Below are 25,781 nucleotides of genomic sequence, written 5' to 3'. Positions count from 1 at the left end.
GGCCCGCGCTTGGCGGGCCTTTCCGGTTCAGTTTCAGGATGCCGAGCTTTCGTCGTCCTCGTCGCTTTCCGCGATCCAGGCGACGGAGACGACCTCTTCGCCTTTGCCGGTGTCGAACACCTTGACGCCGCCGGCGCCGCGCGAGCGGAAGGAGATGCCGTTGACCGGGCAGCGGATCGACTGGCCTTTCGAGGTGGCGAGCATGATCTGATCGTCGAGGCCAACCGGGAAGGAGGCGAGAAGATCGCCGGTTTTCGCCGAGAGCTTGAACGCGCCCACGCCCTGGCCGCCACGGCCACGCACCGGGTAATCGTGCGAGGAGGTCAGTTTGCCGAGGCCCGCTTTGGTGATCGTCACCAAAAGCTCTTCGGCGGCTTGCATTTGCTCGAAACGCTCCTGCGTGATCGCGCCTTCGACGGCCTCTTCCTCGTCATCGCCCGCATCGGTCTCATCGGCCCCGGCCATCTGGCGGCGCATTTTGAGATAGGCGGCGCGCTCGGACGGATCGGCCTCGAAATGCTTGATCACCGACATGGAGACGACCTCGTCGCCCTCGTTCACAAGCCGGATGCCGCGCACACCTGTCGAGCTGCGCGAGTTGAACACACGCACATCGGGGACCGGGAAGCGGATCGCCCGACCGCCGGAGGTGACCAGCATGACGTCGTCGTTTTCGTCGCAAATCCGGGCGTTGATCAGGCGGGTGCCTTCCTCTTCGCCTTCGAATTTCATCGCGATCTTGCCGTTCGACTTCACATTGGTGAAATCCGACAGACGGTTGCGGCGCACCGAGCCTTTCGAGGTGGCGAACACGATCTGGAGATCGTCCCAGTCTTTCTCGTCGCGATCGATCGGCAGGATGGCGGCAATCGAGACGCCCTGCGGGATCGGCAGGATCTGCAAGAGCGGCTTGCCCTTGGCGGTCCGGCCCCCTTGCGGCAGACGCCATGTCTTCATCTTATAGGCCATGCCATCGTCGGTGAAGACCAGAAGCTGGGTGTGGGTGTTCGCCACGAACAGCGTCGTGATCACATCCTCATCCTTGGTCGCCATGCCCGAGAGGCCCTTGCCGCCGCGTTTCTGCGCGCGGTAATCGGCCAGAGGCGTGCGTTTCGCCCAACCGGATTGGGTCACGGTGACAACCATGTCTTCTTTTTCGATCAGATCCTCGTCGTCCATATCCCCGGACCAGTCGGCGATCTCGGTGCGGCGGGGCACGGCGAAAAGCTCTTTGACCTCAATGAGTTCGTTCGAGATGATCTCCATGATCCGCTCGCGGGAAGCGAGGATGGCAAGGTAATCCTTGATCTTGGCAGCCAGCTCGACCAACTCGTCGGTGACTTCTTTGACGCCGATCTGGGTGAGGCGTTGCAGGCGCAGGTCGAGAATGGCGCGGGCCTGAACCTCGGAGAGGTTATAGGTGCCGTCGTCGTTCATTTTGTGCAGCGGATCGTCGATCAGGCGGATGTAATCGGCGATCTCATGGGCGGGCCAGCGGCGCGTCATGAGTTTTTCGCGCGCTTCGGCCGCATCGGCCGACGAGCGAATGGTCGCGACCACCTCGTCGACGTTGGACACAGCCACCGCGAGACCACAGAGGATATGGGCGCGGTCGCGGGCCTTGCGCAGCTCAAACGCGGTGCGGCGCGCGACCACTTCTTCGCGGAAGATGATGAAATTCTCAAGGAAGGCGCGCAGCGTCAGTTGCTCGGGCCGGCCACCATTGAGCGCCAGCATGTTGCAGCCGAAAGAGGTCTGCATCGGCGTGAAACGGAAGAGCTGGTTGAGCACGACCTCGGCGGTCGCGTCGCGCTTCAGCTCGACCACCACGCGCACGCCGTTGCGGTCGCTCTCGTCCTGCACATGGGCGATGCCTTCGATCCGCTTGTCGCGCACGCATTCGGCGATTTTCTCGATCATCGAGGCCTTGTTGACCTGATAAGGGATCTCGTCGACGACAATGGCGTAGCGGTCTTTGCGGATCTCTTCGACACGGGTTTTCGACCGGATCACAACGGAGCCGCGGCCTTCGAGATAGGCTTTGCGTGCGCCGGAGCGACCGAGGATCATGCCGCCCGTCGGGAAATCCGGGGCAGGGACGATCTCCATCAGCCGCTCGGAGGAAATGTCCGGGTTCTCGATCAGCGCCAGCGTCGCGTCGACCACTTCGCCAAGGTTGTGCGGCGGAATGTTCGTCGCCATCCCGACCGCGATCCCGCCCGCGCCGTTCACCAGCATGTTCGGGAAGCGCGCCGGGAGCACGGTGGGCTCTTTGTCCTTGCCATCGTAGTTCAGCTCGAAATCGACCGTGTCCTTGTCGATATCGGCGAGCAAATAGGCGGCAGGCTTGTCCATCCGCACTTCGGTATAGCGCATGGCCGCGGCGGCATCGCCGTCCATCGAGCCAAAGTTGCCCTGACCGTCGAGAAGCGGCAGCGACATGGAAAAATCCTGCGCCATACGGACGAGGGCGTCATAGATCGCCGAGTCGCCATGCGGGTGATATTTCCCCATCGTGTCGCCCACGGCGCGCGCCGATTTGCGGTAGGGTTTGTCATGGGTGTTGCCCGCCTCGTTCATCGCGAAGAGGATACGGCGGTGCACCGGTTTCAACCCGTCGCGCAGATCGGGGATCGCACGGGACACGATCACGCTCATCGCGTAATCGAGGTACGAAGTCTTCATCTCCTGAGTGATGGAAATCTTCGGTCCACCCCAAGCCATCGGCTCGCGGCGCTTTTCCTCACCATTTTCTGGCGTGTTTTCAGGGGTTTCGGGTGTGTCGCTCACGTTGTCCGCCTGTCATTTTGTGTTGCGGGATCAGGTCCCGTATCTCGTTGTATGACACTCTACCCCATACCGGATATGGGGTGCAATGGCGGATGCGCCTCACCGTCCATGGATCGGTGGCAGCCAGGGAGGGTGAGTGACAACATACTGTTTTTACGATGTTTTCATTGACAGTTAACCGTTTTCCGTCAGGATTTTTATAGGGAGGTTCACAACAAGGCCAAAATGGCCAGACCAACAGGAGACATGCACATGCCGCAGATGCGGGCACACGAGATGAGCGACACGGAAATGATGCTGTCGGGCTACGGGCTGACGCTGGCGGAGTTCACCTACCGGATGCCGGATTATCAAAGCGTGCTGAACACGTTTTCATGGCAGCTCTTCGATCTGCCCCCGGATTACCCGAAGCTCTTCAAATTCATCGAGTTCTGGCAGGAAAATATCGACGGCCCGCTGCACCATGTGCGCTTTACCCATCGCAAGCTGATCGCGCCGGGCGAATGGCGCAATTGCGTGGGCGAATTCCGCGTGCATTGAGGGCGGAGAGGGGATCAGAAGCGCTTCAAAAGCCGTTTGAGCGGCGTTGTCGCATCGCCGGTTTGCGCGGCTTTCGACACTTCGTGAAACCGCGCCTTCAGGGCTTCGGCCCGCGCATCGGCCAGAGCGCCGCCAACCCGCTTGCGCCCGCGACGGGCGGTGGGGAAGGGAATGACCTTTTTCGGTGGCTGTAGCTTGCTCATGGAGCAAAGATGGGGTCTTTCGCCGCCGATCTCAAGAGGTCATTTGGCTTTCCGCCAGGCGACGAACCAGAGCCCCGCAAAAATCAGCGAGAACACGAAGTTCCAGCCCGCCATGGTGATGCCGAGGCCCCAAGTGTCCCAGACGATCTCATCGCAGAGCACCAGTTTCGCAGCCCCCGCAGTGGGCAGCAAATCCATGCCCGACAGGCCCGAAAGCGCGTCTGACGCGCCGGTGCAGGAGGTCGGACCCGGCCACCATTTCTGTTCGACCCCTGCGTGGTAGAGGCCGAGACCTGCGGAAACGAGCATGGTCAGACCGCCCAGGAAGCTCAGCAGGCGGGATTTCGTCATCACGAAAATCACCCCGATGGCAATGGCGATGGCATGCGGCCAGCGCTGCCAGAGGCACATTTCACAGGGCGCATAGCCAAGGGATTGAAAGACGAAGGCGCCACCGAGGATGGCAAGAGAACCGAGGGTGGCCGCCAGTGCGGGTTGCAGCGGGGCGAAATTGGAGTCGGGCTTGGTCATAAGTATTTCACGGCGTAGAAGCCGCCCAGAAAGAGCAGGATGAGGATCGTGAAAACGAGGCCGAGGCGGCGTTCGATAAAGTCGCGGATCGGATCGCCGAATTTCCACAGAAGTGCTGCCACCACGAAGAACCGGATGGCGCGGGCGGTGATCGAAGCGACGATGAAGATCGGCAACGAGAGATGCGTAACGCCGGAGAGAATGGTAATGACCTTGTAGGGGAAGGGCGTCACCCCCGCGATCAGCACGGCCCATGCGCCGTAATCGTTATATTTCGCAGCGAATTCGTCGAAATAGGCGTCTTTGCCATAGAATTCGAGCACCGGCTTGCCGATGGTCTCAAACGCACCGAAGCCGATCCAATAGCCGAGCATGCCGCCCAGAACGGAGGCCACCGTGGCGATGCCCGCGATCTTGAACGCCTCGCGCGGGCGGGCGACGATCAGCGGGATCATCAGGATATCCGGCGGGATCGGGAACACCGAACTTTCGATGAAGGCGACAAAGGCCAGTGCCCAAAGCGCATGCGGGCTTTCCGCAAGCGACATGGTCCAAGAATAAAGCCGTCTGAGCATCTGCGGTGGTTGTCCGTTGCGTTGGTTCGGCCTCTTTAGGCCCCATTCGCCGCACCGGGTCAAGCATCAGTACGCCTGATCGGGGCTTGTCCGGCGCGGGGCTGACAGTATTGTGAGATCAAAGTGATGCGTTCGAAAGGGTGAGCGATGAAATGGCAGGGGCGGCGCGGCTCGCGCAACATCGAGGATCGGCGCCGGAGCGGATCGGGTGCGGCCGTGGGCGGCGTCGGGGGGATCGGTCTTCTGGCGATCATCGCGATTGGCTATTTCCTCGGCATTGACGTGACGCCGCTCTTGGAGGGCGCGCAGAGCATTTCCACCGGCCAAGCCACGGAAATCACCGCCGCCGACGAGCGCGCGGCACAGTTTGTCTCGGTCACGCTGGCCGATACGGAAGAGATCTGGACCGAGGTGTTCGCCGATCAACTGGGCGGCGAATATGTTCCGCCGATCCTTGTCCTTTATAAAGGTGTGACGCAAAGCCCCTGCGGCTCGGCTTCGGGCGCGACCGGGCCGTTCTATTGCCCGTCGGACCAGAAGGTCTATCTCGACACGGATTTCTTCACCACGATGGAGCGGCAACTGGGCGCGGGCGGAGATTTTGCCGAGGCCTATGTGGTCGCCCATGAGGTGGCGCACCATGTGCAAAACGAGCTGGGCATCCTCGGGCAGGCCAATGCCTATCGCGCCAAGGCCTCCGAGACGGAGAGCAACGCGGTCTCTGTGATGATCGAGCTTCAGGCCGATTGTTTCTCCGGCATCTGGGCGAAACTGGCGGATGAGAAATTCGGCTCCGTCGAGCATGGCGATATTCGCGAGGCGCTCAATGCGGCGAAGCAGATCGGCGACGATACGCTGCAAAAGAACGCGGGCCGCATTCCGCAGCCGCACACCTTCACCCATGGCACCTCCGAGCAACGTCAGCGCTGGTTCGCGATGGGGTACAAGACCGGCGAGCTGAACGCCTGCGACACGTTTTCAGCAGATCGGCTCTGATTGCGTCGGGTCGGAAATTTTTCTCACGCTGGTGCGATGATCCCTCTGGACCTCGCCCCAAGCCTCGGCTAAACGCCTTTTACTGCGCCCTTCGGGGCGATCTGCCCGTGTGGTGGAATTGGTAGACACAGGGGATTCAAAATCCCCCGGCTTTGCGGCCTTGCCGGTTCGAGTCCGGCCACGGGTACCAATGAAATCAAGGAGCTATCCACCAAGCTCCTGATCTGTGAAGGGTGTGTGTGAAAGTTGCTCACACACCTTACTCACACTTTCCCGTTTCATTCCGCTTTTGTTCTGATTGATGATTTGGGTCAGAGGTTCAGTAGAAGGACGGAGAGTCGACTTTCGCTGCATGCAGGACGGACGACAGTGATGTGCAGGAAGTGCACATATATCTGCCCGTCATTCGAAATAAAGATAGCTCTTCAGACCAAAAGAAAACGCCCCTTTGATAGGTGCAGACGTTTATCCATGGCCTATGCCTTGTGCTAAGGTTGATCCGCACTCAGTGTTGCAAATGGGACCTTTCGCGGAGACTTTGAAGCAGCGCTATACGGCACGTTGGCAATATAGAACTGGGCGTTCTTCTCTTCCAGAAGTCCTGCAATGCCCATAGATGAAAGAAGCGCTTTTGCTTCATGATCATTCTGAACTTCCATCAAAACAACAGCACCAGACAAATCGATTCCCAACCCAGCAAGTGGGGGCTCAACTTGCCATTCTGGGCGAACTAACGCCAAATTGCCTGTGTAAAAATAGTTGCTCCCCAAAATGGTCACCTGCTGTATCGGCGGTATGTTTTGTTCAATGGAACGGGCGAGAATTTCCATATCCAAGGCATTCCCCGTCGTTCCGGTCAGTCTATTGGCGGCCATAGCGATAAGCGTCAAAAATCCAAGTGAAGCAGACAAAAGTAAGATTATGGATTGTGAACGCATACTGGATTTTTCCATCCCCCAGATGAACAAAGCTATGCTAACCGGTATGTATGAAGGAAGAAGCCAGCGCGCCTGAAAGGACTGGGTATTCAATAGTGACGCCAAAAGGCCTGCAAACAAGATTCCTAATAGGCCAGCACCCAACAGCCATTTCGTCAACATAACCGCATTGTCCGACCGAACTTGGATGCGTCGATCAAGCAGAAATTTGCTCGATATCACGAAAACGGGCAACATGAGAGCCAGAATGCTCTGCTCTACAAAAGCATAGAGCCCGGCAAGCTTGTTCGGTATCTCAGAGTGTAGCTTGTGATTGGAAGCAAGAGTAAGTTCTGGATTTGTGAATGACCAATAGTATGGAATGGCGAGAAGAGATGCTGCAACAATGCCAGACACCCAAAGCTCTCGTCGATATAGAGCTTGCCGATAATCTTTTATCCATAGGGCGCTCAGGCCCAGTGTGATCGGAAATATCCAGAAATTATATTTACTTAGACCTCCTGCGGCAATCACGGCCCCCAGTGCAAACCAGTGCCATCTCCGTGGTTCGTCAATGATCCTAAGCATTACATTCAAGCAAATGGCAATTGATGCCAGCAGCGCGATGCTGTGCGTGCCTGCGCGCTGACTTTCCCAGAGAATGTTGGGGAGTAGGAAAGTACCTAAAGACGCAAAGACTGCCAATCTGTCAGACAAAATTCGCTTCAATCCATCAAACAGTGCAATATAGAATATTGCTAAGAAAAAGTTTTTGACAAAAGCCAACGCGAAGGCGTTTGTGCCGAAAAGTGAATGACCAGCCACTGAACTTTCATCCAGCTACGATTTGAGCCCGGTTGATATTTACGCCATCCGGCGCGGGTTGAGCAATCGCCCGACGCGCGGAGCTTTCATCTCGCGCAGCGGGGCGGGCGATTGCGGTGGTCAGTGTCTGCGCGTAGTCAGCCGGGGTCTGGTAATCCAAAGCTGAATGCGGGCGTTCGGTGTTGTAGTCGGTGGCCCAGGTCGAGATCACGACGCGGGCATGAGCCAGGTTGCGGAACATGGTCTCATTGAGCAGCTCGTCGCGCATCCGCCCGTTGAAGCTCTCCACGAAACCATTCTGCATCGGTTTGCCGGGTGCGATGTAGTGCCATTCGATCCGGTGCTCGGAACACCACCGCAGGATGGCGTTAGAGGTCAGTTCCGTGCCGTTGTCGCTCACAATCATTCCGGGTTTTCCACGGCGTTCGATTAGGGCCGAGAGTTCACGGGCAACACGCCGCCCCGAGATGGAGGTATCCGGGATCGCGGCGAGACACTCACGGGTGACGTCGTCGACCACGTTGAACACCCGGAAGCGCTGTCCATTCGCGAATTGGTCGTGAACGAAATCCAGCGACCAGCGCGCATTGGGGCGGACCTCGACCAGGATCGGGGCCCGTGTTCCCACGGCTTTGCGCCGTGCCCGCCGCTTGCGCACTGTCAGTCCCTCCTCGCGGTAGAGCCGATAGATCCGATTGATGCCGGAAGGCTCGCCCTCGCGGCGCAACAGCACGAAGAGCCGCCGGTAGCCGAACCGACGTCGCTCATTGGCCAACTCGCGCAGCCTGCCACGTAGCACAGTGTCAGGCACACGCTGCGATCGGTAGCGAACCATCTTGCGATCGGCTCCGGCTATCCGGCACGCCCGCCGTTCCGACAGCCCGAACCGGGCCTTCAGATGCGCGACCGCCTCGCGCTTCACGGCAGGCGTCACCACTTTTTTGAAACCAGCTCTTTCATCGCGGCGAGGTCCAGCATCTGCTCGGCAAGCAGCTTCTTCAACTTCGCGTTCTCATCTTCGAGCGCTTTCAGCCGCTTGGCCTCCGACACTGTCATGCCGCCGAACTTGGCTTTCCAGTTATAGAAAGTGCCCTCCGACATGCCGTGCTTGCGGCACAGGTCTGCGCACTTCGCCCCTGCCTCATGCTCCGTCAGGATACCGATGATCTGTTCGTCCGTAAATCTCGTTCGTTTCATTGTCCGTCCTCATGTTGGGTCGGACTCTAATCGATGGTGGAGGAAAAATCCCGTGGCAGGTCACAGATGGAGTGCCCCCATTCGGTGCTCCAGTTTGATTGTTAGTGCATCGTGGTTCTTGGGTCCATCGGGACGAGGCTTTCCGGGGCGGGTGGACGGTATCCCAAGGCGCTATGGGGCCTGATGGTGTTGTAATGGATGCGCCATTGTTCGATCAGTATCCGCGCTTCTCTGAGCGAATAGAAGATTTCACCGTTGAGCAATTCCTCCCGGAAACGGGAGTTGAAGCTTTCGCAGTAGCCGTTTTCCCATGGCGATCCTGGCTCAATACAGGCGGTTTTGGCGCCGACAGCTGAGATCCACTCCCGGACCTTCCTGGCAATGAAATCCGGACCATTATCGCTGCGAATATATTCCGGTGGTCCACGCAAGATGAACAGGTCTGTCAGAGCATCCAGAACATCGGATGGGGGGCAGGACGCGAGTGTCGGCAATGCCTTTACGCTCAACGCTGGCGGCGTCAAACCGACCTCGCGCGGCGAAGTGCGGCTGACCTCGGCGGACCCGGAAGATCAGATCGTGCTCGATCCCAATGTTCTGGCGACGCAATACGATGTCGACACGCTGGTCACTTGTGTGAAGATGATCCGCGAGATGGCGGAACAACCGGCGCTCTCCGACTGGATCGCCCGCGAAATCTATCCCGGCCCGGAGGCTCAAACCGACGAAGAACTGGCGGAGTATGCCCGCTCGGCGGTGATGAGCTATCACCACCAATGCGGCACTTGTAAAATGGGTGTGGACGAGATGGCCGTGGTGGACCCGAGCCTCAAGGTGCACGGGATCGAGGGGCTGCGCGTGGTCGATGCGTCCATCATGCCCTTTGTCACCACCGGCAACACCAACGCGCCGACCATCATGATCGCGGAGAAAGCCGCAGATCTGATCAAGAGCGCTTCCTGATCCGACACTCCAGACGGATCTCCATGAGAATTACCCCGCCGGAATTGGCCCCCGGCGGGGCTTGTTTTTGCTGGTGTCAGGGAGAGGCGGGAGCCGGTTTCTGTTCATGATTTCGCGATCTTGGGGCCGGTCTGTGCGAGGGTTTTAAGGGACCTTTCTCGTCCATCGGACGATGATTGCAGGAATCTGATTCGTGGGGAAACGCATATTGTTCGCAGTTTCGCTCAAATTCGGATTTTTGGCCGAGATTGGTTCGATGCACCCATGAGTGCCATGTTTTTGACACATTTTGATCCCGCCTGTTCAGGGGCTGGATCGGAAAATATCCCTCAAGGTAAATGGCCTTGGGGCCGGGGCGCGCTTACTGGGTTTTGTTTGCGTAAATAACTCATGAATAATGATAATTCATCATGACACGGGTGGGGGTTCGTGGCTGTGGTGGCGCTTAAATTCTGGTCATTCGTGGGCGGAGCTGCCACGCGAGCGCCATATTTGAGCACATTCCCGCCATTTTCCCTGTTCCTTGACCACGGTTTTGACATATCCAGAAGGTGCCCAACTGGGGGGCACCGAAGGCCACGGGGGCGGCCACGCAAAAAGACGTCCGTATTGGGAGGTCGACTGGCGTGACCGAGTGTGGAGAAAAGGTCGGGTTTCCGGCCTGCTGCTGCTTAAGGTGATGAAACGCCGACATTCATGGTGCTGCGCCATGGGGTCGGGGCTGTCTGGTCGTGTCTTTCCCATTACGAATGCCCCCGCGGGCAGTTTGCGTGCGCGGGCCCTGATTGCGAATGGATCGGAGCATCCGGTGCCATGTGCTTGTGTGACGAGGATGCCCGCGTGAGCGGTTGCAAAGGAGAGAGACGATGACGACGAAATATGATGATCGCTGCGACCCGACCGATCCGACCCCGACGACTCCCACGACAGATGGGATTGTTGAGGGCACCTCGGGTGACGATTATATCGACATCGCCTATACCGGCGACCCGGAAGGCGACATGATCGACAGCGCCGACGGGCTCAATGACATCGTTTATGCGGGCGACGGCGACGACACGGTGCTCGGCGGCGAGGGCGACGACACGATTTACGGCGACACGGGCGAGGTCGCGTCGAGCGCTTCGGAAACCTTCACCTGGGCCGAACTCTCCGATACGGATGGCGGTTACGGCACGGTCGACAATGGCGAAGATCTCGACGGCAAGACCCTGACACAGGACACCGGGGATGTGACCGTCACGATCACCACACCGGTCGAGGGCGGGGGATGCTCCACCTCCTACAACACGGTCGATTCCGATTTCTCCACCACGACGATCAACATCGATGGCGTCGAGGACGCGTCCGCGACCTCTTCGCTGAAATCCACCGCCGACGCAGGCGAGAGCGGTACTTATCAGATCGGCTTCTCCGAAGAGGTCGAGAGCGTCACCTTCAACATCTCCGACATCGACGCCAATTACGGCACGGTGACCGTTCTGGCCTATGACGCCGAGGGCAACGCGGTTGAAGTGACCTACGATCTCGGCTCCGACCTGACCGAAACCGGCGGCACCGTCTCCGGCACCGGCACGGACAACGTTTCGCCGACCGCCGACAGCAACACCATGACCGTGACTATCGAAGGCCCGGTGGCGTCGATCGAGATCATCCATGCCAATACCGGCACCGGCACCTCTGTCGTCTATATCTCCGATGTCACCTACGTCGTCGAAAGCATCGAAACCGCCGAAGGCGAGGGCGACGATACGCTGATCGGCGGCGCGGGCGACGATGTGATCTATGGTCAGGGCGGCAACGACACGCTGCAAGGCGACGAAGGCACCAACTATCTGTCCGGTGGATCGGGCGATGACACGTTCATCGGTGGCGACGGCGCGGACACGTTTAACGGTGGCGCCGGTCAGGACAACATCGATTATTCCGGCTCCGACGAGGCGGTTTATGTCGATCTCTCGACCTCGACACTCTCGGGCGGCGATGCCGACAATGACACGATCGAAGGCGGCATCGACGGGGTGATCGGCTCCGAATATGACGACACGCTGATCGGCTTCGACCAAGAAGGCACCGACCCGGCCGACACTTATACCAATGAATTCTGGGGCATGGGCGGCGATGACACCATCTCTGGCGGCGGTGGCGACGACTACCTCGACGGCGGTGACGGTCAGGATGTCATTGAAGGCGGTGACGGCGACGATATCATCATCGGCGGCTCCGACGGCACGCCGGATCGCGGCTATGGCCCCTATCTTGCCGACGATGCCGACCCGGACAACGACAAAGATACGCTCTACGGTGGCGCCGGCAACGACACGATCTATGGTGGCGACGATGCCGACTATATCGACGGTGGCGATGACGACGATTACCTCGACGGCGGTTTCGACGACGACACCATCCTCGGCGGGTCCGGCAACGATACGATCATCGGTGGCGAAGGCTCCGACACGATCGACGGCGGCGATGGCGACGACACGATCTATGGCGGTCTCGATCCGGCCTACCCGGACAGCCTGAACGTCCCGGACGATGCGGGCGATCTCGAAGTCGAGAACGGCAAGGACATCATCGACGGCGGCGCCGGCAACGACACGATCTATGGCCAGGACGATGACGACATCATCTATGGCGGCTCTGGCGACGATTACATCGACGGCGGCATCGACGACGACACGATCTACGCGGGCGCAGGCCACGACACCGTGTTCGGCGGCGAAGACAATGACACGATTTATGGCGGTGGCGACAACGACGTTCTTGACGGTGGTGACGACGAAGACACGATCTACGTGACCTTCACCGACGTGACCTCCGGCGTCTACAACACCACCGTGCATGGTGGCGATGGCGGTGTCGACTGGGATACGCTCAATCTGACCGAGCTTCTGGCCGATGGCTGGGTGATTACCAACCATGTTCAGAACCCGGACAGCGACGGCAATGGCTATGACGGCCAGATCCAGCTCTATAAGGCGGATACCAACGAATACGCCAACATCAACTACACCAATATCGAGGAAATCATCCCCTGCTTCACCCCGGGCACGCTGATCGCGACGCCGAAGGGCGAGGTGAAAGTGGAAGAACTGAAGGTCGGCGACCGGGTCATCACCCGCGACAACGGCATTCAGCAGATCCGCTGGATCGGGCACAAGGCCCTGTCCGGGGCGGATCTTGCTGCGCGCTCCGAGTTGAACCCGGTGCTGATCCGCAAGGGCGCGCTTGGGGCCGGTCTGCCGGAACGCGACATGATGGTGTCGCCGAACCACCGCATTCTGGTGTCGAACGAGAAAGCCGCGCTGCTCTTTGACGAGCACGAGGTTCTGGTCGCCGCGAAACACCTGACCCGGATGGACGGCGTGGACGTGGTGGAGGCCTCCGGCCTGACCTATATCCATGTGATGTTCGACCGCCACGAGGTGGTTCTGTCGGACGGCACATGGTCGGAAAGCTTCCAGCCGGGCGATTACACGCTCTCCGGCATCGGCGAGGAGGCCCGCGAGGAGCTTTTCACGCTCTTCCCGGAACTGGCCGAAGTGTCGACCCGTGGTGGCTTCACCGCCGCGCGCCGCATCCTGCGCAAACATGAGGCGGAACTTCTGGTTTCCTGAGCCTTTGCTGTTCGCTCTGACCGAGGCCGTCGGGGGCGTCGGCGTCGGTTCGTGACCGTCCCCCTCGGGTAATCCCGGGGGAGGCGGTTTCGGTCTCAAAGGAGACGGCGGACGGTTCAAAGTCGAGTGTTTCCTGAATATGCCCAATGGGGGCAGGCGTGCGAGTTTGTCTCGACAGAAACCTGTCCACTCTGATTTTGACTAAAATTTAGGCGCAATATTTTGCGACCTTTGTGACGGCATGGCACCGCAATTCCTGGGGCTTGTATGTCAAAATTTTTGGAAAACTCGGAATATTGTTTCTTATAAAGAAACGTAAAACAACCATAAGTGGTTTTTGTCTTTCTGACGCATGTATAGGTGGTCCGCTTCGTGGGGCGCCTTGCATCGTGGCAAAACTATGGCATCCGCAGGGCGGAAATCTGTCTATGCAACCGCAGCATCATGGTTTACTTTGGGTCAACTACTGCAATGCGCAGCATAAGATCCAAGGGTGGGCAGTCCTGAATGGATCGTATTCGAGACAAACGCACACACCTCAGCCGTGGCGTGATCGCGGCCATAGAAACGCTACGGGGACTGCCATGACCACTTCCGGGGATACTTATCAAGACCGCCATCCGCGTCCGCCGAAAGATGATCATTGCATCTGTTTTACGCCGGGGTCGCTGATCGCAACGCCACGCGGCGAAGTGGCCGCGGAAGCTCTGCGCGAGGGCGACACGGTGTTCACCCGGGACAACGGCGCCCAGAGCATCGTCTGGACCGGGCGCAAGGAGTTGACCGGTGCCGATTTGCAGCGGCAAAGCGACCTGCTTCCGGTGCTGATCGCCAAGGGCGCGCTTGGCAACGGCCTGCCGGAGCGTGACCTGATGGTCTCTCCGCAACACCGGGTGCTGCTGACGTCCGACCGTGCAGCGGTCTATTTCGAAGAGCGGGAAGTGCTCACGGCGGCGAAACATCTCGTCGGCCAGCCCGGGATCATCCGGGCGCGGGCAGAGCCGGTGAGCTACATCCATTTCATGTGCGACAACCATGAGGTGGTGCTGTCGAACGGGGCCTGGACGGAAAGTTTCCAGCCGGGGGCCTCCTCGCTTGGAGCGCTGGAGGCATGTCAGCGCGCGGAGATTTTCACGCTTTTCCCGGAGCTGGAAACCGAGGACGGGCTGACCGGCTACAACGCCGCGCGCAAGACGCTCAAGAAACACGAGGCGCAACTTCTGCTGACGCAGTAAGCGCGGCTCCCGGGGTGCGAAAGGCGGCTTTCAGGGCCGCCTTTGTCACATCTGACGCCAGTCCTCCGGTGTGTTCACATGCAGGCAGGGGGATTCCGAGGGCATCTCCATCCGTTTCACCCCATGGCGTTCCAGCAGACTCTGCACACCTTCGTGCCTGGAGAGGGTTTCGAATTCTGGCAACAGGGCGGCAGGGAAGATCACCGGATAACCCAGACGCCCGCTCTGGCATTGCGCGCGCACGATGCGTGTCCCCCCGAAGGTTTCGAACAGGGTGGCCAAAGTCTCGAGATGGCTTGCGGTGATGAAGGGCATGTCGGCCATCAGGATCGCAAGCCCGTCGACATCGCGGTCGAGCGCGTAGCGGGCCAGCGCCTTGAGCGTGGCTGACAGCCCGGCCTCGGCGTCTTCGACCACGAGACAGGGATCATGCGGTCGCAATAGATCGCGCCGGGCGCGGTGATAGGGATGGCTCTCGGCGGGCAGGGCGACGACGAAGGGCAGGCCATGGGCGGCGGACACCGCGCGGCGCAACAGCGTATCGGGAGAATGCAGCGACGGCGGGGTCGAAAGTTTGTCGAAGCCCATGCGGCGCGATTGTCCGGCGGCGCAGATGCCTGCGAGAAGTTTCAAAATACTGCTCTCATGTTGGAGACCTCATGTTGGGGCAAACACGCCCGTGACACTGGAGATACGCGAGAGATGATAGGCGGCGACGGGGCTGTGCGGAAAGGAAATTCCAGCAAAGCCCCGTCGCGGGTTTTCAGGTGGTGGACAAATCCCCACCGGTTTATTTTTGGGCAAAAGCCCACATGATTATTTTTCGGGCAAAAGCCCGCAGGTTTACTTTTCGGGCAGAAGCCCTCGGGGCGAAAAGCGCAGCACGACCAGCAAGATGATGCCCATCGTCAGGTAGCGCATGTACGCGACCCGCTCGATCAGCCCGGATTTCAGCGCCCCGTCCTCCATGCCGGAGGTCAGAAGCCCGACGATCCATGCGCCGATCGGTTCGACCTCGACCCACAGGAACCAAATCAGCATACCGCCCAGAACCGCGCCCCAGTTGTTGCCCGATCCTCCGACGATCACCATGACCCAGACAAGAAAGGTGTAGCGCAGCGGCTGGTAGGTCGTCGGCGTCAACTGGCCGTCCAAAGTGGTCATCATCGCCCCGGCAAAGCCGATGATCGCCGCGCCCAGCACGAAGATCTGGAGGTGGCGTCCGGTGACATCCTTGCCCATGGCTTCGGCGGCAACCTCATTGTCGCGGATCGCGCGCATCATCCGGCCCCAAGGCGACTTGAGGGCCAGTTCCATAGCGGTGACGATGATCACGATGACGGCGAGGAAGAAACCGGCATAGAGCAGCTTGACGAAGATCGAGGAACCGGTGACCGGGTCCATGCCGATCTTGTGCATGAGGGTCAGGAACCAGTCTGCCTGTTGCAGGTCGATCTCATAGGGCACCGGGCGCGGCAAGCCGTTGACGTTCTTGACGCCGCGGGACAGCCAGTCCTCGTTCTTCATCATGGCGACGATGATCTCGGCAATGCCGAGGGTCGCGATGGCAAGATAATCGGAGCGCAGCCCGAGTGCGGTTTTCGCCACGAGCCAAGCCGCCCCGGCAGCGAGTAGCGCGCCCACCGGCCAGGCCAGCATGACCGGAAGGCCGAGCCCGCCGAGATAGCCGGTGACGGCGGGGTTCACCGCTTCGATGGCGGCGACGGCCGGGTCGAACAGGTTGCGGAAGGCCCAGAGACCGACGATCAGGATAGCGGCGATCACCGCCCCCCGGATACGCCCTTTCGGCAGGCGTTTGAAGGTCAGAGCGGCAGCCACGATGGCGATCACGCCAACGACCAGCGCGAGAAGGACACGGCCCCCACCGGCGGCCCAGGCGGCGGGCACCGGAGCCATGGAGGTCAACACCACGGCGAGGCCGCCAAGCGCGACGAAGCCCATGACGCCGACATTGAACAACCCGGCATAGCCCCATTGCAGGTTCACGCCCAAGGCCATGATGGCGGAGATCAGCCCCATGTTGAGAATGGAGAGCGCCGAGTTCCACGACTGAAGGAAGCCGACGGCCAGAATGAGCGCGGCCATGGCGGCGAAATAGAGAGGTGCGCGGGTCCGGGTCATATGTTTTGCCCCTTGAACAGGCCGGTCGGCTTGAAGATCAGCACGATGATCAGGATCGAGAAGGACACGGCGTATTTGTAGTCGGTGGAGAGAAGCTGCACCAACCCGTCGGGCGCCCAACTGTCGGGGCCGAGATAGGTGACGACCTTTTTGAACGCGTAGGTCAGCGTCACTTCGGAGAAGGCAATGACAAACCCACCTGCAATCGCGCCCAGCGGATTGCCGATGCCGCCGACGATGGCGGCGGCGAAGACCGGCAGGAGAAGCTGTTGGAAGATGAAGGGTTTGAACGACTTATCAAGGCCGTAGAGAGCCCCCGCGATGGTGGCGAGTGCGCCGACCAAGATCCAAGTGATGGTCACCACGCGCTCCGGGTTGATGCCGGACAAGAGCGCCAGATCCTCGTTGTCGGAATAGGCGCGCATGGATTTTCCGGTGCGGGTCTTGTTCAGGAACCAAAAGAGCGCCGCCACGGTGATCAGCGCCACGACCACGGTGATCACCTGCGTCGTCTTGATCGCGAGGCCTTCTTCGAGACCGGACCACGCCTTGAAATCTCGCGCATTCACCACGAAGCGCGCGCCATCGGCGAAGCGGCGGTCATCTGTGCCGACCACCATGCGCACCAGCCCGTTCATCACGAACATCACGCCGGTGGAGACGATGACCAACATCACCGGTGCGGCTTTCACTTTGCGGTAGAATTTGTAGATCGTCTTGTCCGTCGCCAAAAGCAAAAGCGCCGTAATCACGATGCCGAAGGGCAGGGCGAGCAGGGCCGTCGGCAAGGGGCCGAGGCTGAGGCCCCAGCTTTGAAACAGCCCGGTGATCAAGACCACCGTCATCGCCCCGAAGGACATGGTTTCACCATGGGCAAAGTTGGAAAAGCGCAACACGCCATAGATCAAAGTGACGCCAAGCGCCCCAAGTGCGAGCTGCGCGCCATAGGCGGTGGCGGGCACCACGACGAAATTGGTAAACGCAACCAGTGCGTTGAGAAGATCCATCAGACAACCTCCTGACAGATGCCGCCGAAGGGAAGCATATCGATCCCCGGCGTCGGGTCTTGAGTGATCACATCGACATAGCCGGTCATCAGACCGTCCTCGCGCAGGTCCCAGAACCCCTTGCTGTCGCTGTGTTGATAGCGGTGGGTGTCGGGGGCCTCGGCCGTGGTCTCGAAGAGACAGGTGGCGGTCTGCGCGCCTTCTTCGCGCAGATAGCGCGCGCAGCTCACCCCGTCGCCTTCCTCAAGGGAAAACCGCCACGGCGCACCGCCGCCTTGTACGATGACCGAACATTGTGCGCTGGCCATCAGTGCTGTGGGCAGAGAGGCGAGCAAAACGACTGCGAGTGTCTTCTTGTTGGCAAAAATACGCATGTCAGCCCCCCAGGAAGGTGCGTCGCACCTCAGGATCGGCCAGAAGGTTCGCGCCCGTGTCGGTATAGGCATTGGCGCCCTGCACCAGAACATAGCCTTTGTCCGCGATTTCAAGCGCTTGCCGGGCATTCTGTTCCACCATGAGGATCGAAATCCCGGTCTTGGCGACCTCGATGATCCGGCCGAACAACTCGTCCATCACGATGGGCGAGACGCCCGCCGTGGGCTCGTCGAGCATCAGAAGTTTGGGTTTGGTCATCAGCGCGCGCCCCACGGCCACCTGTTGACGTTGCCCACCGGACAGTTCGCCCGCGTTCTGGTGGCGCTTTTCATAGACCGCCGGAAACAGTTCGTAGACCTGTTCGATGGTTTGCTCGTAATCGTCCTCACGGATGAACGCGCCCATTTCCAGATTTTCGCGCACCGACATGGTCGGGAAAATATTGTGGGTCTGGGGTACGAACCCCATCCCCTTGCGCACACGTTCCTGAGGCGACAGGCCGGTGATGTCCTCGCCGTCGAGATGGACATGCCCCTCGCGCAGGTTCAGCATGCCGAACACCGCCTTCATCGCGGTCGATTTGCCTGCGCCGTTCGGGCCGACGATCACCGCGATCTCGCCCTTTTGCACCGTGAGCGTGCAACCGTGCAGAATATCCGCGCCGTTGCCATAGCCCCCGCGCATTTCATTCGCGTGGAGGAAGGTCATTCTGAATCCTCCCAGAAGTTCGCTTTGAAGTCGTCGAGAAAAGCCATGTGACGTGCTTTGAACGCATCGTCGATCTGCTCGGCGAGCGTATATGTGATCAGTTGCGCCGTGTCGTGATCCCCAACGATGGGCGTATTGGCATAGATGATGTTCATGCCTTCGAACGAGGCGCCGTAATACAGCGTTTCGGTTGCGTGCCCGGAGACTTCCGAGGGCTCGATCCCGTAAACAGGAATGTGCGACACAGAGACCCCGGCGGCATCGGCCGCATATTCAAGGGCGACGCTTTGCAGCAATGCAGGGGACATTCCCTCTTTTGCGCCAACCGCTTCATAGACCACCATGCCGTAATTGCGGTCATCCATGCTGAACGCGGCACTCACCTCGGCATTTGGCACTCTCGCCGGTTTCCACTTCAGGGGATTGCCGCAAAATGACAGCTTTGCCGCAATCTTCTGACAGGTCAGGTCGCCTTGTTCACTGAAATCCCAGGTGCCGTTGTCATAGAGATCGACACGTTTACCATCGACAAAGGCAACCCCGACAATCGCTTGGGCCAGGCTGCCCGACGCGCCGCCCAGAGTGAGCATGGTTCCGAGAAAAAGCGCAGACAGGCGGTTCATTCCGCGTCCTCCCCGGTTTTCTTGTTTTTCACACCGGTGCCGAGGTAGGCCTCGATCACCGCTTCGTTCTGCATGATCTCGTCGGCGGTGCCGGTCGCCATGACCTGCCCCTGTGCCATCACGATCACCGGATCGCAGAGCTGCTTGATGAACTCCATGTCATGCTCGATCATGCAGAAGGTATAGCCGCGTTCGGTATTGAGCCGCTTGATCGCATCGCCGATCGTATAAAGGAGTGTGCGGTTCACCCCCGCGCCGACCTCGTCCAAAAACACCATCTTGGCGTCGACCATCATCGTGCGGCCCAGCTCCAGAAGTTTCTTCTGACCGCCGGAAATCTCGCCCGCTTTCAGGTCCGCAATGTGGGAAATCGTCAGGAATTCAAGCACCTCGTCTGCCTTGGCCCGGAGCGCGCGCTCCTCGTCGGCGATGCGTTTGCGCCCGAACCATGTGTTCCACAGCGTCTCGCCATGTTGGCCCGAGGGCACCATCATCAGGTTCTCGCGACAGGTCATCGAACCGAATTCATGCGCGATCTGGAAGGTGCGCAGGATGCCCTTGTGAAACAGCTCATGCGGCTTGAGGCCCGTGATGTCCTCACCGTTGAACAGCACCTGCCCGGAGGTCGGCGTGAGCACCCCGGCAATACAGTTGAAAAGCGACGTTTTCCCCGCGCCATTGGGGCCGATCAGCCCTGTGATGGACCCTTGCTCAAGTGTGAGCGAAGCCCCGTCCACCGCGCGAAAACCGCCGAAATGCATGTGCAGATCACGCACTTCGATCATGTGTTTCGTGTCCCGTATCTGGTTCCGGCCTCATTATCAGCGGGCCGGATAAGAAAGTCAGCCCGGGACGTCATATGGCGCCCCGGGCCGGATGGTGTGGCTTACGCCCTGTCTCAGCGGATGTCCACCGTCTCGTAGGCCCCGTCGGTGATGGTGTAATACCGGTAGGACCCGGCAGCTTCACCCGGGCCGATCAGTTCGACGTTGGTCGCACCGACATAGTCGATGTCACCACCGGCGGCGAGAATGTCGAGCGCCTTGTCGAATTCGCCCGGAAGGATTTTCTCGCCCGGCGCGTTGGCCACGTCGAGCACATTGGCGGCAACGGCTTCGCGGGTGGCGGCACCGCCCTTGGCCATGGCGAGCGCGATCAGAGCGCCGGCGTCATAGCTTTCGCGGGTGTAGGTGCTGTCGACCAGAATCCCGGCATCGGTGCCCAGCTTGGTGAACATGTCGGTGCCTTCGCCTTCGGCCCAGGGCACGACGCCCAGGATGCCTTCGACGATGTCGCCCAGCCCGAGCAGGCTCTCGCCATACATGCCGTCACCGACGAGGAACATGTCGAAGGCGCCGGTGTCGACGGAGGACTGGATGATATTCTTGCCACCCTGGTCGATATAGCCCAGCACGACGAGAAGCTCGCCACCGGCGGACGCCAGTGCCGCGATTTCGGCGGAATAGTCGGCCTTGCCGTCTTCATGCGGCGCGCTCAGGGTGATTTCACCGTCGTAATTGGCGGCGAACGCATCGGCGAGGCCCTTGCCGTAATCCGAGTTGTTGTAGGTCACGGCCACGGAGGTGATGCCTTTTTCCTCCAGCACATCGGCGAGGATTTCGCCTTGGCGCGCATCGGAGGGCGAGGTGCGGAAGAACAACCCGTTGTCTTCGATCGAGCTCAGGCCCGGCGAGGTGGCGGAGGGCGAAATCATTACGACGCCGTTCGGCACGGCCACGTTGGAGAGAACCGCGCCGGTCACGCCGGAGCAGTCGGCGCCCATGATCGCCACGACTCCATCGGCGGTGATCAGGCGTTCGGCGGCGGCGGTGGCGGCGGAGGCGTCCACACAGGTGCTGTCACCGCGCACGGAACTGATGGTCGAACCGCCGAGGAATTTGCCGGTTTCGGAAATTTCCTTGAACGCAAGCTCCGCACTGTCCGCCATATGCGGCATGATGGTTTCGAGCGGGCCGGTGAACCCGAGAAGGATACCGACCTTGACGTCTTCGGCAAAGGCCGCACCGGTCAGAAGCGTTGCGGCGGTGGTCGCCAGAAGCAGCTTTTTCATAAAAGAATTCTCCCTGTTTGGATCTTGTCCTGAGCGGGAGACTAGACGGGCCTTGACCAGATGGAAAGATATGCCGCTGCGTTTGCTGCCCGGATTTGGGGCGTTTGCTCAAAATCTGTGACCCCATGCGGGATTTGGTGGCGGGGCTCTCGCGCAAAGCGTGTGTGTTTTGGCGAAAATACGCCCCGACTCAGCGCTTGAGATGGATCGTAGCCCTCTCTGCGCTAGTTTCTCTCCAAGTGATTTACCTGTGAGTGTTCCGATGCTGCGTCTCATCCTGTGCCTGCTGAGTTTTGCCCTGCCGCTTCCGTCTGTCGCCTCCAAGCGCATGGCTGGTACGCGGGCGGTTGAGGTGACGCCGATGGTCACCGGTCTCGATGCGCCTTGGGCCATCGGGTTTCTGCCCGGTGACGGTGTCTTGATCACGGAGGTGGACGGGCGACTTTTATGGCTGAACGATGGGGCGCTGCGCGAGGTGTCCGGCGTGCCAAAGGTCTGGGACACAGGGCAGGGTGGCTTGCTTGATGTCATGGTGCCGCGCGATTTTACGGAGAGCCGGGAAATTTTCCTCAGCTATTCCAAACCCATGCAGGGCGGCGCGGGGACGGCGCTTGGGGTTGGGCGGCTGATCGACGGGCGACTTGAGGGCTTTCGCGATCTCTTCGTGATGGAAAACGGCAGCCGCAAAGGCCAACATTTCGGGTCGCGCATTGTCGAGGCTCCGGACGGCACGCTGTTTCTCACCGTGGGCGAGCGTGGCGAGGGCGCCTTGGCGCAGGACCTGTCGCGCGCGAACGGATCGGTGCTCCGGCTCAACCGCGACGGCACGATCCCCGCCGACAATCCTTTCGTCGATCAACCGAATGCTTTGCCCGCGATCTGGTCCTACGGTCATCGCAACCCACAAGGGGCTGCCCTCGACGCTGAGGGGCGGCTTTGGGTCAACGAACACGGTCCGCAGGGCGGCGACGAGATCAACCTTGTGAAAAAAGGCGCGAATTACGGCTGGCCGCGCACCACTTACGGCGAGAATTACGGCGGTGGGCGGTTTGCACCGATGACGCTGGCGGGCACCGAGCCGCCCGCGCATCAATGGACGCCCTCAATTGCGCCCTCGGGCTATGCGATCCATTCTGGACGCCTGTTCCCGGAGCTCAAAGGCGCACATCTGATCGGCGCGCTGAAGTTCGATTATATCGCTGTCTTGTCACCCGATCTCAGCCGTGAGACGCAGTGGCAATGGCCGGAAACCGGGCGTGTGCGGGACGTGATCGAAGCGTCCGATGGGGCGATCTGGTTCCTCTCGGTGATCGACGGGGCGGCCTATCGGATTGCGCCGGCGCGCTGAACGCATAAGAAATAGGCCGTTGCGACGCAATTGCGCGGCTTTTCGCGTCTGTTTTGGGTTTTCTCAGGGCCTGACACTCTCTATAACTCCGCAGACCAACCGTGTTTGCTATCGCTAATGGCTGCGCGGGAGGGAGGAGAATATCAACCGTTTTGGAGTAAAGACGATGACGGATTGGGTGAAAACCGCATGGCGCAACAAACCGCGTGTGCAGATGCCCGACTATACGGACGAGGCCGCGCTGAATGCCGTTGAGGCACAGCTTGCCAAATATCCGCCGCTCGTCTTTGCGGGCGAGGCGCGCAAACTCAAACGCGATCTGGCGAAAGCGTCCCGTGGCGAGGCCTTCTTGCTGCAAGGCGGCGACTGTGCCGAGAGCTTTGCCGAATTCGGTGCGGATCAGATCCGCGACACGTTCAAGGTCATGCTGCAAATGGCGATGGTCCTGACCTTCGGTGCAAAAGTGCCGGTGATCAAGGTGGGCCGGATGGCCGGTCAGTTCGCGAAACCGCGCTCGGCCCCGACCGAGACCATGGGCGGCGTCGAATTGCCGTCCTACCGGGGCGACATCATCAACGGGTTCGATTTCACCGCCGATGCACGCATCCCCGATCCGCAGCGCATGTTGCAGGCCTATACGCAGGCGGCGGCGTCGCTGAACCTGCTGCGCGCCTTCTCCAAAGGTGGCTTTGCCGATATTCACCGCGTTCACGCCTGGACCCTTGGGTTCACGGAATCGGATGAGGCAGAGAAATACCGCGACATGGCGAACCGCATTCAGGATGCGCTCGATTTCATGAAAGCGGCGGGCATCACCTCCGAGAACAACCACGATCTGCACACGGTGGATTTCTACACCTCGCATGAGGCGCTTTTGCTGGAGTACGAAGAGGCGCTGACCCGCGTTGACAGCACCACCGGCGCCACGATTGCAGGCTCCGGCCATATGATCTGGATCGGCGACCGCACCCGTCAGCCGGACGGCGCGCATGTCGAATTCTGCCGTGGGGTGCAAAACCCGATCGGCCTGAAATGCGGCCCCTCGACCACCGCCGAAGACCTCAAGGTTCTGATGGAAAAACTGAACCCGGAAAACGAAGCCGGTCGTCTGACCCTAATCGCGCGCTTCGGTGCGGGCAAAGTGGCCGATCATCTGCCGCGTCTGATCGAGACGGTGAAATCCGAAGGAGCCAATGTGGTCTGGTCGTGCGACGCCATGCATGGCAACACGATCAAATCCGACAGCGGCTATAAAACCCGGCCCTTCGAGCAGGTGCTCTCCGAGGTGCAGGAATTCTTTGCCGTCCATCGCGATCAGGGCACGATCCCCGGCGGTGTGCATTTCGAGATGACCGGTCAGGATGTGACCGAATGCACCGGGGGCCTGCGCGCCGTGTCGGACGAAAACCTCGCCGACCGCTACCACACCGCCTGCGACCCGCGCCTCAACGCGTCTCAGTCGCTGGAGCTGGCCTTCCTCGTGGCCGAAGAGCTGCAAAAGGGCCAGACGCCGGAGAGCCTCGCCGCCTCCGCGTAAATCATCACGAAATCAAGAAGTTGAAAGCCGGGCCTCGCGCCCGGCTTTTGTTATTCCCCGCGATGGAAGATGAAGCAATTCCTGACCGCCTCATAGCCCGCCGCCTCATAAAACGACATCGCGCCGGGGGCGGAGAGCAGCAGGTGAGTCTTGACCTCCGGCGCTGCCTTGACGGTTTCTCGCAACAGCGCCTTGCCGATGCCGCGTCCCTGCATTTTTTGATCGACGGCGAGATCGGAACAATAAAGGCAATAGGCGAAATCGGTCACCGAGCGCGCCACACCCACCAGATGCCCCGCCGCATCGCGCGCGGTCACGATCAGGTCGGAGCCGGCGAGCATCTTGGCAATCCGCTGCGGCTGATCGACCGGGCGGCGTTCGGCCAAGGTCGAGGCGGTGAGCAGGGCGAGGAACTCATGGGGGGAGAGGTCGGGTTCGACGGCGTAGGTGATCATGGGAGGGCTCCTGTTCTGGACAGAGAGGAGCATGCAGGCGCGGCGTTGAAAAGCAAAAAGGCGTGGCCCCCCCGGATACCACGCCTTTATGACCGCCTGCCTACAGTTGTTTTTTGTTTATTAGGCGGTGAGTGTCTCAGTCGTCGGTTTTCACCAGACGCAGAACCGGCTTGGCACGGGGACGCATCGTGTCTTGACGCATCGGTTCTTGCCGCGGGGTCGCCTCGGTGCGGGGCGCGTCCGCATTGGCGTCGTCATAGGCGCGTTTGGCCTCGGCGAACCCGGCGGGGATCGGCGTGCCTTTGCCCGTGGTGTCAAAGCTCTGCTCCATCGGATTGCCCAGAAGCGGGCGCAACTGGACATCGGCCACTTCGAAACGGCGCGGCTGACGACCAATTTCGCCTTTCGACTGGAGACAGCCGAGGATGCGGTTGACGTCGCCGAGATCGGATTTCAGCGGGCAGAGCAAAAGCTGCGCATCCATCGCGCCGCGCCCGATGCCACGTTCGGCCTTGAGCGTGATCGTGGTGATCTGCGGGGTTTCGAACACCGCTTCGAGCGCTTCGGAGAGTTTCGCCCGGCTTTCCGGCACGAACATGGCGGTCAGTGGCATGCCGCGCACTTCCATGCCCATGAGATCGGTGAGGTGCATGCCCGCAAGACGGAACCGCGCCACACCGGGGGCGATGCGTTCGAGGATGAAGGCGAATTCGAGGGCCGATTGCATACCGCGCGGGTCGATCTCGGAGCGCGCGGGCACCGGGCGGCCATTGCGCAGGCCTTCCCAATAGGCCTCCACGGTTTTCAGTGCCGGATATAGCGCCGCGCCCTTGCGGGGCATGAGGGATACGACATTCGAGCCACTGACATATTCAATTTTCATCTCGTCACCTGTTCTTTTGTCGACGTGTTGTGCCGACGGGCCGGGGGCGGTCTTCCGCTCTGGCTGTGCGTTCGGAGGCGGGTGGCCATTCTCTGCGCTGGCTCGGGCCATGGCCCAAGCGATCCCGCGGTTTTGTTCTCTGGTCTTGCGGTCCTGGCTGCAATGATCTGCAAGGCCTGACCGCTGTGTTGACCTGAATATGCCACGAACTTGCCCGATTTGGTGGAAAAACCTAACCAG

The 25,781-nt window shown here is 60.2% G+C and carries 23 protein-coding genes, 1 tRNA gene and 1 pseudogene; 8 read left to right on the top strand and 17 right to left on the bottom strand.

The window, feature by feature from the left end:
- Positions 1-33: 33 nt before the first annotated feature.
- On the bottom strand, positions 34-2,790 hold the full coding sequence (gyrA, locus tag V1475_RS14295) for a DNA gyrase subunit A (protein ID WP_479413289.1): 2,757 nt from the start codon (positions 2,788-2,790) through the stop codon (positions 34-36).
- A 252-nt stretch (positions 2,791-3,042) separates the two neighbouring features.
- Here gyrA and V1475_RS14290 point away from each other — a divergent pair, with 252 nt between their 5' ends.
- Entirely contained in the window at positions 3,043-3,330 is a 288-nt protein-coding gene (locus V1475_RS14290; protein WP_479413288.1) for an usg protein, read from the top strand.
- A 14-nt stretch (positions 3,331-3,344) separates the two neighbouring features.
- Here V1475_RS14290 and V1475_RS14285 read toward each other — a convergent pair whose 3' ends face one another.
- From V1475_RS14285 to V1475_RS14275, 3 genes are read right to left on the bottom strand one after another with little or no spacing between them, the layout of a single operon-like run.
- Positions 3,345-3,533, bottom strand: a complete 189-nt coding sequence (locus tag V1475_RS14285; protein ID WP_479413287.1) for a hypothetical protein — start codon at positions 3,531-3,533, stop codon at positions 3,345-3,347.
- 39 nt (positions 3,534-3,572) lie between these two features.
- Positions 3,573-4,064, bottom strand: a complete 492-nt coding sequence (locus V1475_RS14280; RefSeq protein WP_479413286.1) for a disulfide bond formation protein B — start codon at positions 4,062-4,064, stop codon at positions 3,573-3,575.
- On the bottom strand, positions 4,061-4,639 hold the full coding sequence (locus V1475_RS14275) for a YqaA family protein (protein ID WP_479413285.1): 579 nt from the start codon (positions 4,637-4,639) through the stop codon (positions 4,061-4,063). Before V1475_RS14275 ends, V1475_RS14280 begins: the two co-directional genes overlap by 4 nt.
- Before the next feature lie 147 nt (positions 4,640-4,786).
- On the opposite strand from V1475_RS14275, the gene ypfJ reads away from it, so the two are divergent.
- Together ypfJ and V1475_RS14265 are read left to right on the top strand one after the other, a co-directional pair.
- The gene (gene ypfJ / locus V1475_RS14270) at positions 4,787-5,635 is read left to right on the top strand and encodes a KPN_02809 family neutral zinc metallopeptidase (protein ID WP_479413284.1); all 849 of its coding nucleotides are present in this window, start codon (positions 4,787-4,789) and stop codon (positions 5,633-5,635) included.
- Between the two features lie 103 nt (positions 5,636-5,738).
- A tRNA-Leu gene (locus tag V1475_RS14265) sits at positions 5,739-5,825 on the top strand.
- 298 nt (positions 5,826-6,123) lie between these two features.
- Here V1475_RS14265 and V1475_RS14260 read toward each other — a convergent pair.
- The 3 genes and pseudogenes from V1475_RS14260 to V1475_RS14250 all read right to left on the bottom strand — a co-directional run.
- Positions 6,124-7,377 (bottom strand): ArnT family glycosyltransferase, encoded by a 1,254-nt coding sequence (locus V1475_RS14260; protein ID WP_479413283.1) that lies wholly within the window; start codon positions 7,375-7,377, stop codon positions 6,124-6,126.
- A 7-nt stretch (positions 7,378-7,384) separates the two neighbouring features.
- Positions 7,385-8,574 (bottom strand): IS3 family transposase gene (locus tag V1475_RS14255; protein ID WP_479413147.1). Its coding sequence is split into 2 segments (ribosomal slippage): positions 7,385-8,322 and positions 8,322-8,574, totalling 1,191 coding nucleotides; the frame shifts between segments, so codons are not numbered across the junction.
- Between the two features lie 101 nt (positions 8,575-8,675).
- A pseudogene (locus V1475_RS14250) lies at positions 8,676-9,041 on the bottom strand (integrase core domain-containing protein); the annotation flags it as partial.
- Here V1475_RS14250 and V1475_RS14245 point away from each other — a divergent pair.
- From V1475_RS14245 to V1475_RS14235, 3 genes are all read left to right on the top strand, one after another.
- Positions 8,956-9,537: a GMC family oxidoreductase gene (locus tag V1475_RS14245; protein ID WP_479413282.1), complete on the top strand. Its 582-nt coding sequence runs from the start codon at positions 8,956-8,958 to the stop codon at positions 9,535-9,537. The pseudogene V1475_RS14250 and the gene V1475_RS14245 overlap by 86 nt on opposite strands.
- Positions 9,538-10,403: 866 nt before the next feature.
- Positions 10,404-13,157, top strand: coding sequence for a Hint domain-containing protein (locus tag V1475_RS14240; RefSeq protein ID WP_479413281.1), 2,754 nt, complete (start codon positions 10,404-10,406; stop codon positions 13,155-13,157).
- A gap of 584 nt (positions 13,158-13,741) precedes the next feature.
- Positions 13,742-14,392 carry a Hint domain-containing protein gene (locus V1475_RS14235; RefSeq protein WP_479413280.1) on the top strand — a complete coding sequence of 217 codons (651 nt, stop codon included), beginning with the start codon at positions 13,742-13,744 and terminating at the stop codon, positions 14,390-14,392.
- Between the two features lie 45 nt (positions 14,393-14,437).
- Here V1475_RS14235 and V1475_RS14230 read toward each other — a convergent pair whose 3' ends face one another.
- The 8 genes from V1475_RS14230 to V1475_RS14195 form a co-directional block, all read right to left on the bottom strand.
- Positions 14,438-15,025: a nucleotidyltransferase family protein gene (locus tag V1475_RS14230; protein ID WP_479413279.1), complete on the bottom strand. Its 588-nt coding sequence runs from the start codon at positions 15,023-15,025 to the stop codon at positions 14,438-14,440.
- Between the two features lie 210 nt (positions 15,026-15,235).
- A complete protein-coding gene (locus V1475_RS14225) occupies positions 15,236-16,534 on the bottom strand; it encodes a branched-chain amino acid ABC transporter permease (RefSeq protein ID WP_479413278.1) in 1,299 nt (432 codons plus the stop codon).
- Positions 16,531-17,541 (bottom strand): branched-chain amino acid ABC transporter permease, encoded by a 1,011-nt coding sequence (locus V1475_RS14220; RefSeq protein WP_479413277.1) that lies wholly within the window; start codon positions 17,539-17,541, stop codon positions 16,531-16,533. The genes V1475_RS14225 and V1475_RS14220 overlap by 4 nt, the downstream gene beginning before the upstream one ends.
- A complete protein-coding gene (locus tag V1475_RS14215) occupies positions 17,541-17,915 on the bottom strand; it encodes a hypothetical protein (RefSeq protein ID WP_479413276.1) in 375 nt (124 codons plus the stop codon). Before V1475_RS14215 ends, V1475_RS14220 begins: the two co-directional genes overlap by 1 nt.
- A gap of 1 nt (position 17,916) precedes the next feature.
- Entirely contained in the window at positions 17,917-18,624 is a 708-nt protein-coding gene (locus tag V1475_RS14210; RefSeq protein WP_479413275.1) for an ABC transporter ATP-binding protein, read from the bottom strand.
- On the bottom strand, positions 18,621-19,214 hold the full coding sequence (locus tag V1475_RS14205; protein ID WP_479413274.1) for a hypothetical protein: 594 nt from the start codon (positions 19,212-19,214) through the stop codon (positions 18,621-18,623). Before V1475_RS14205 ends, V1475_RS14210 begins: the two co-directional genes overlap by 4 nt.
- Positions 19,215-19,243: 29 nt before the next feature.
- A complete protein-coding gene (locus V1475_RS14200) occupies positions 19,244-20,032 on the bottom strand; it encodes an ABC transporter ATP-binding protein (protein WP_479413273.1) in 789 nt (262 codons plus the stop codon).
- A 113-nt stretch (positions 20,033-20,145) separates the two neighbouring features.
- A complete protein-coding gene (locus tag V1475_RS14195) occupies positions 20,146-21,318 on the bottom strand; it encodes an ABC transporter substrate-binding protein (RefSeq protein WP_479413272.1) in 1,173 nt (390 codons plus the stop codon).
- A 262-nt stretch (positions 21,319-21,580) separates the two neighbouring features.
- On the opposite strand from V1475_RS14195, the gene V1475_RS14190 reads away from it, so the two are divergent.
- On the top strand, positions 21,581-22,666 hold the full coding sequence (locus tag V1475_RS14190; protein ID WP_479413271.1) for a PQQ-dependent sugar dehydrogenase: 1,086 nt from the start codon (positions 21,581-21,583) through the stop codon (positions 22,664-22,666).
- Between the two features lie 166 nt (positions 22,667-22,832).
- Positions 22,833-24,203: a class II 3-deoxy-7-phosphoheptulonate synthase gene (locus V1475_RS14185; protein ID WP_479413270.1), complete on the top strand. Its 1,371-nt coding sequence runs from the start codon at positions 22,833-22,835 to the stop codon at positions 24,201-24,203.
- Positions 24,204-24,253: 50 nt separating this feature from the next.
- Here V1475_RS14185 and V1475_RS14180 read toward each other — a convergent pair whose 3' ends face one another.
- Together V1475_RS14180 and V1475_RS14175 are read right to left on the bottom strand one after the other, a co-directional pair.
- Complete coding sequence (locus tag V1475_RS14180; RefSeq protein WP_479413269.1) at positions 24,254-24,658, bottom strand: GNAT family N-acetyltransferase; 405 nt, start codon at positions 24,656-24,658, stop codon at positions 24,254-24,256.
- Positions 24,659-24,794: 136 nt separating this feature from the next.
- Entirely contained in the window at positions 24,795-25,541 is a 747-nt protein-coding gene (locus V1475_RS14175; protein ID WP_479413268.1) for a PAS domain-containing protein, read from the bottom strand.
- Between the last annotated feature and the right edge of the window lie 240 nt (positions 25,542-25,781).

The organism is Celeribacter sp. SCSIO 80838 (assembly GCF_056498065.1).
Note: the sequence above shows the minus strand (reverse complement) of the source record. Positions and strands in the feature narration are given on the sequence as shown.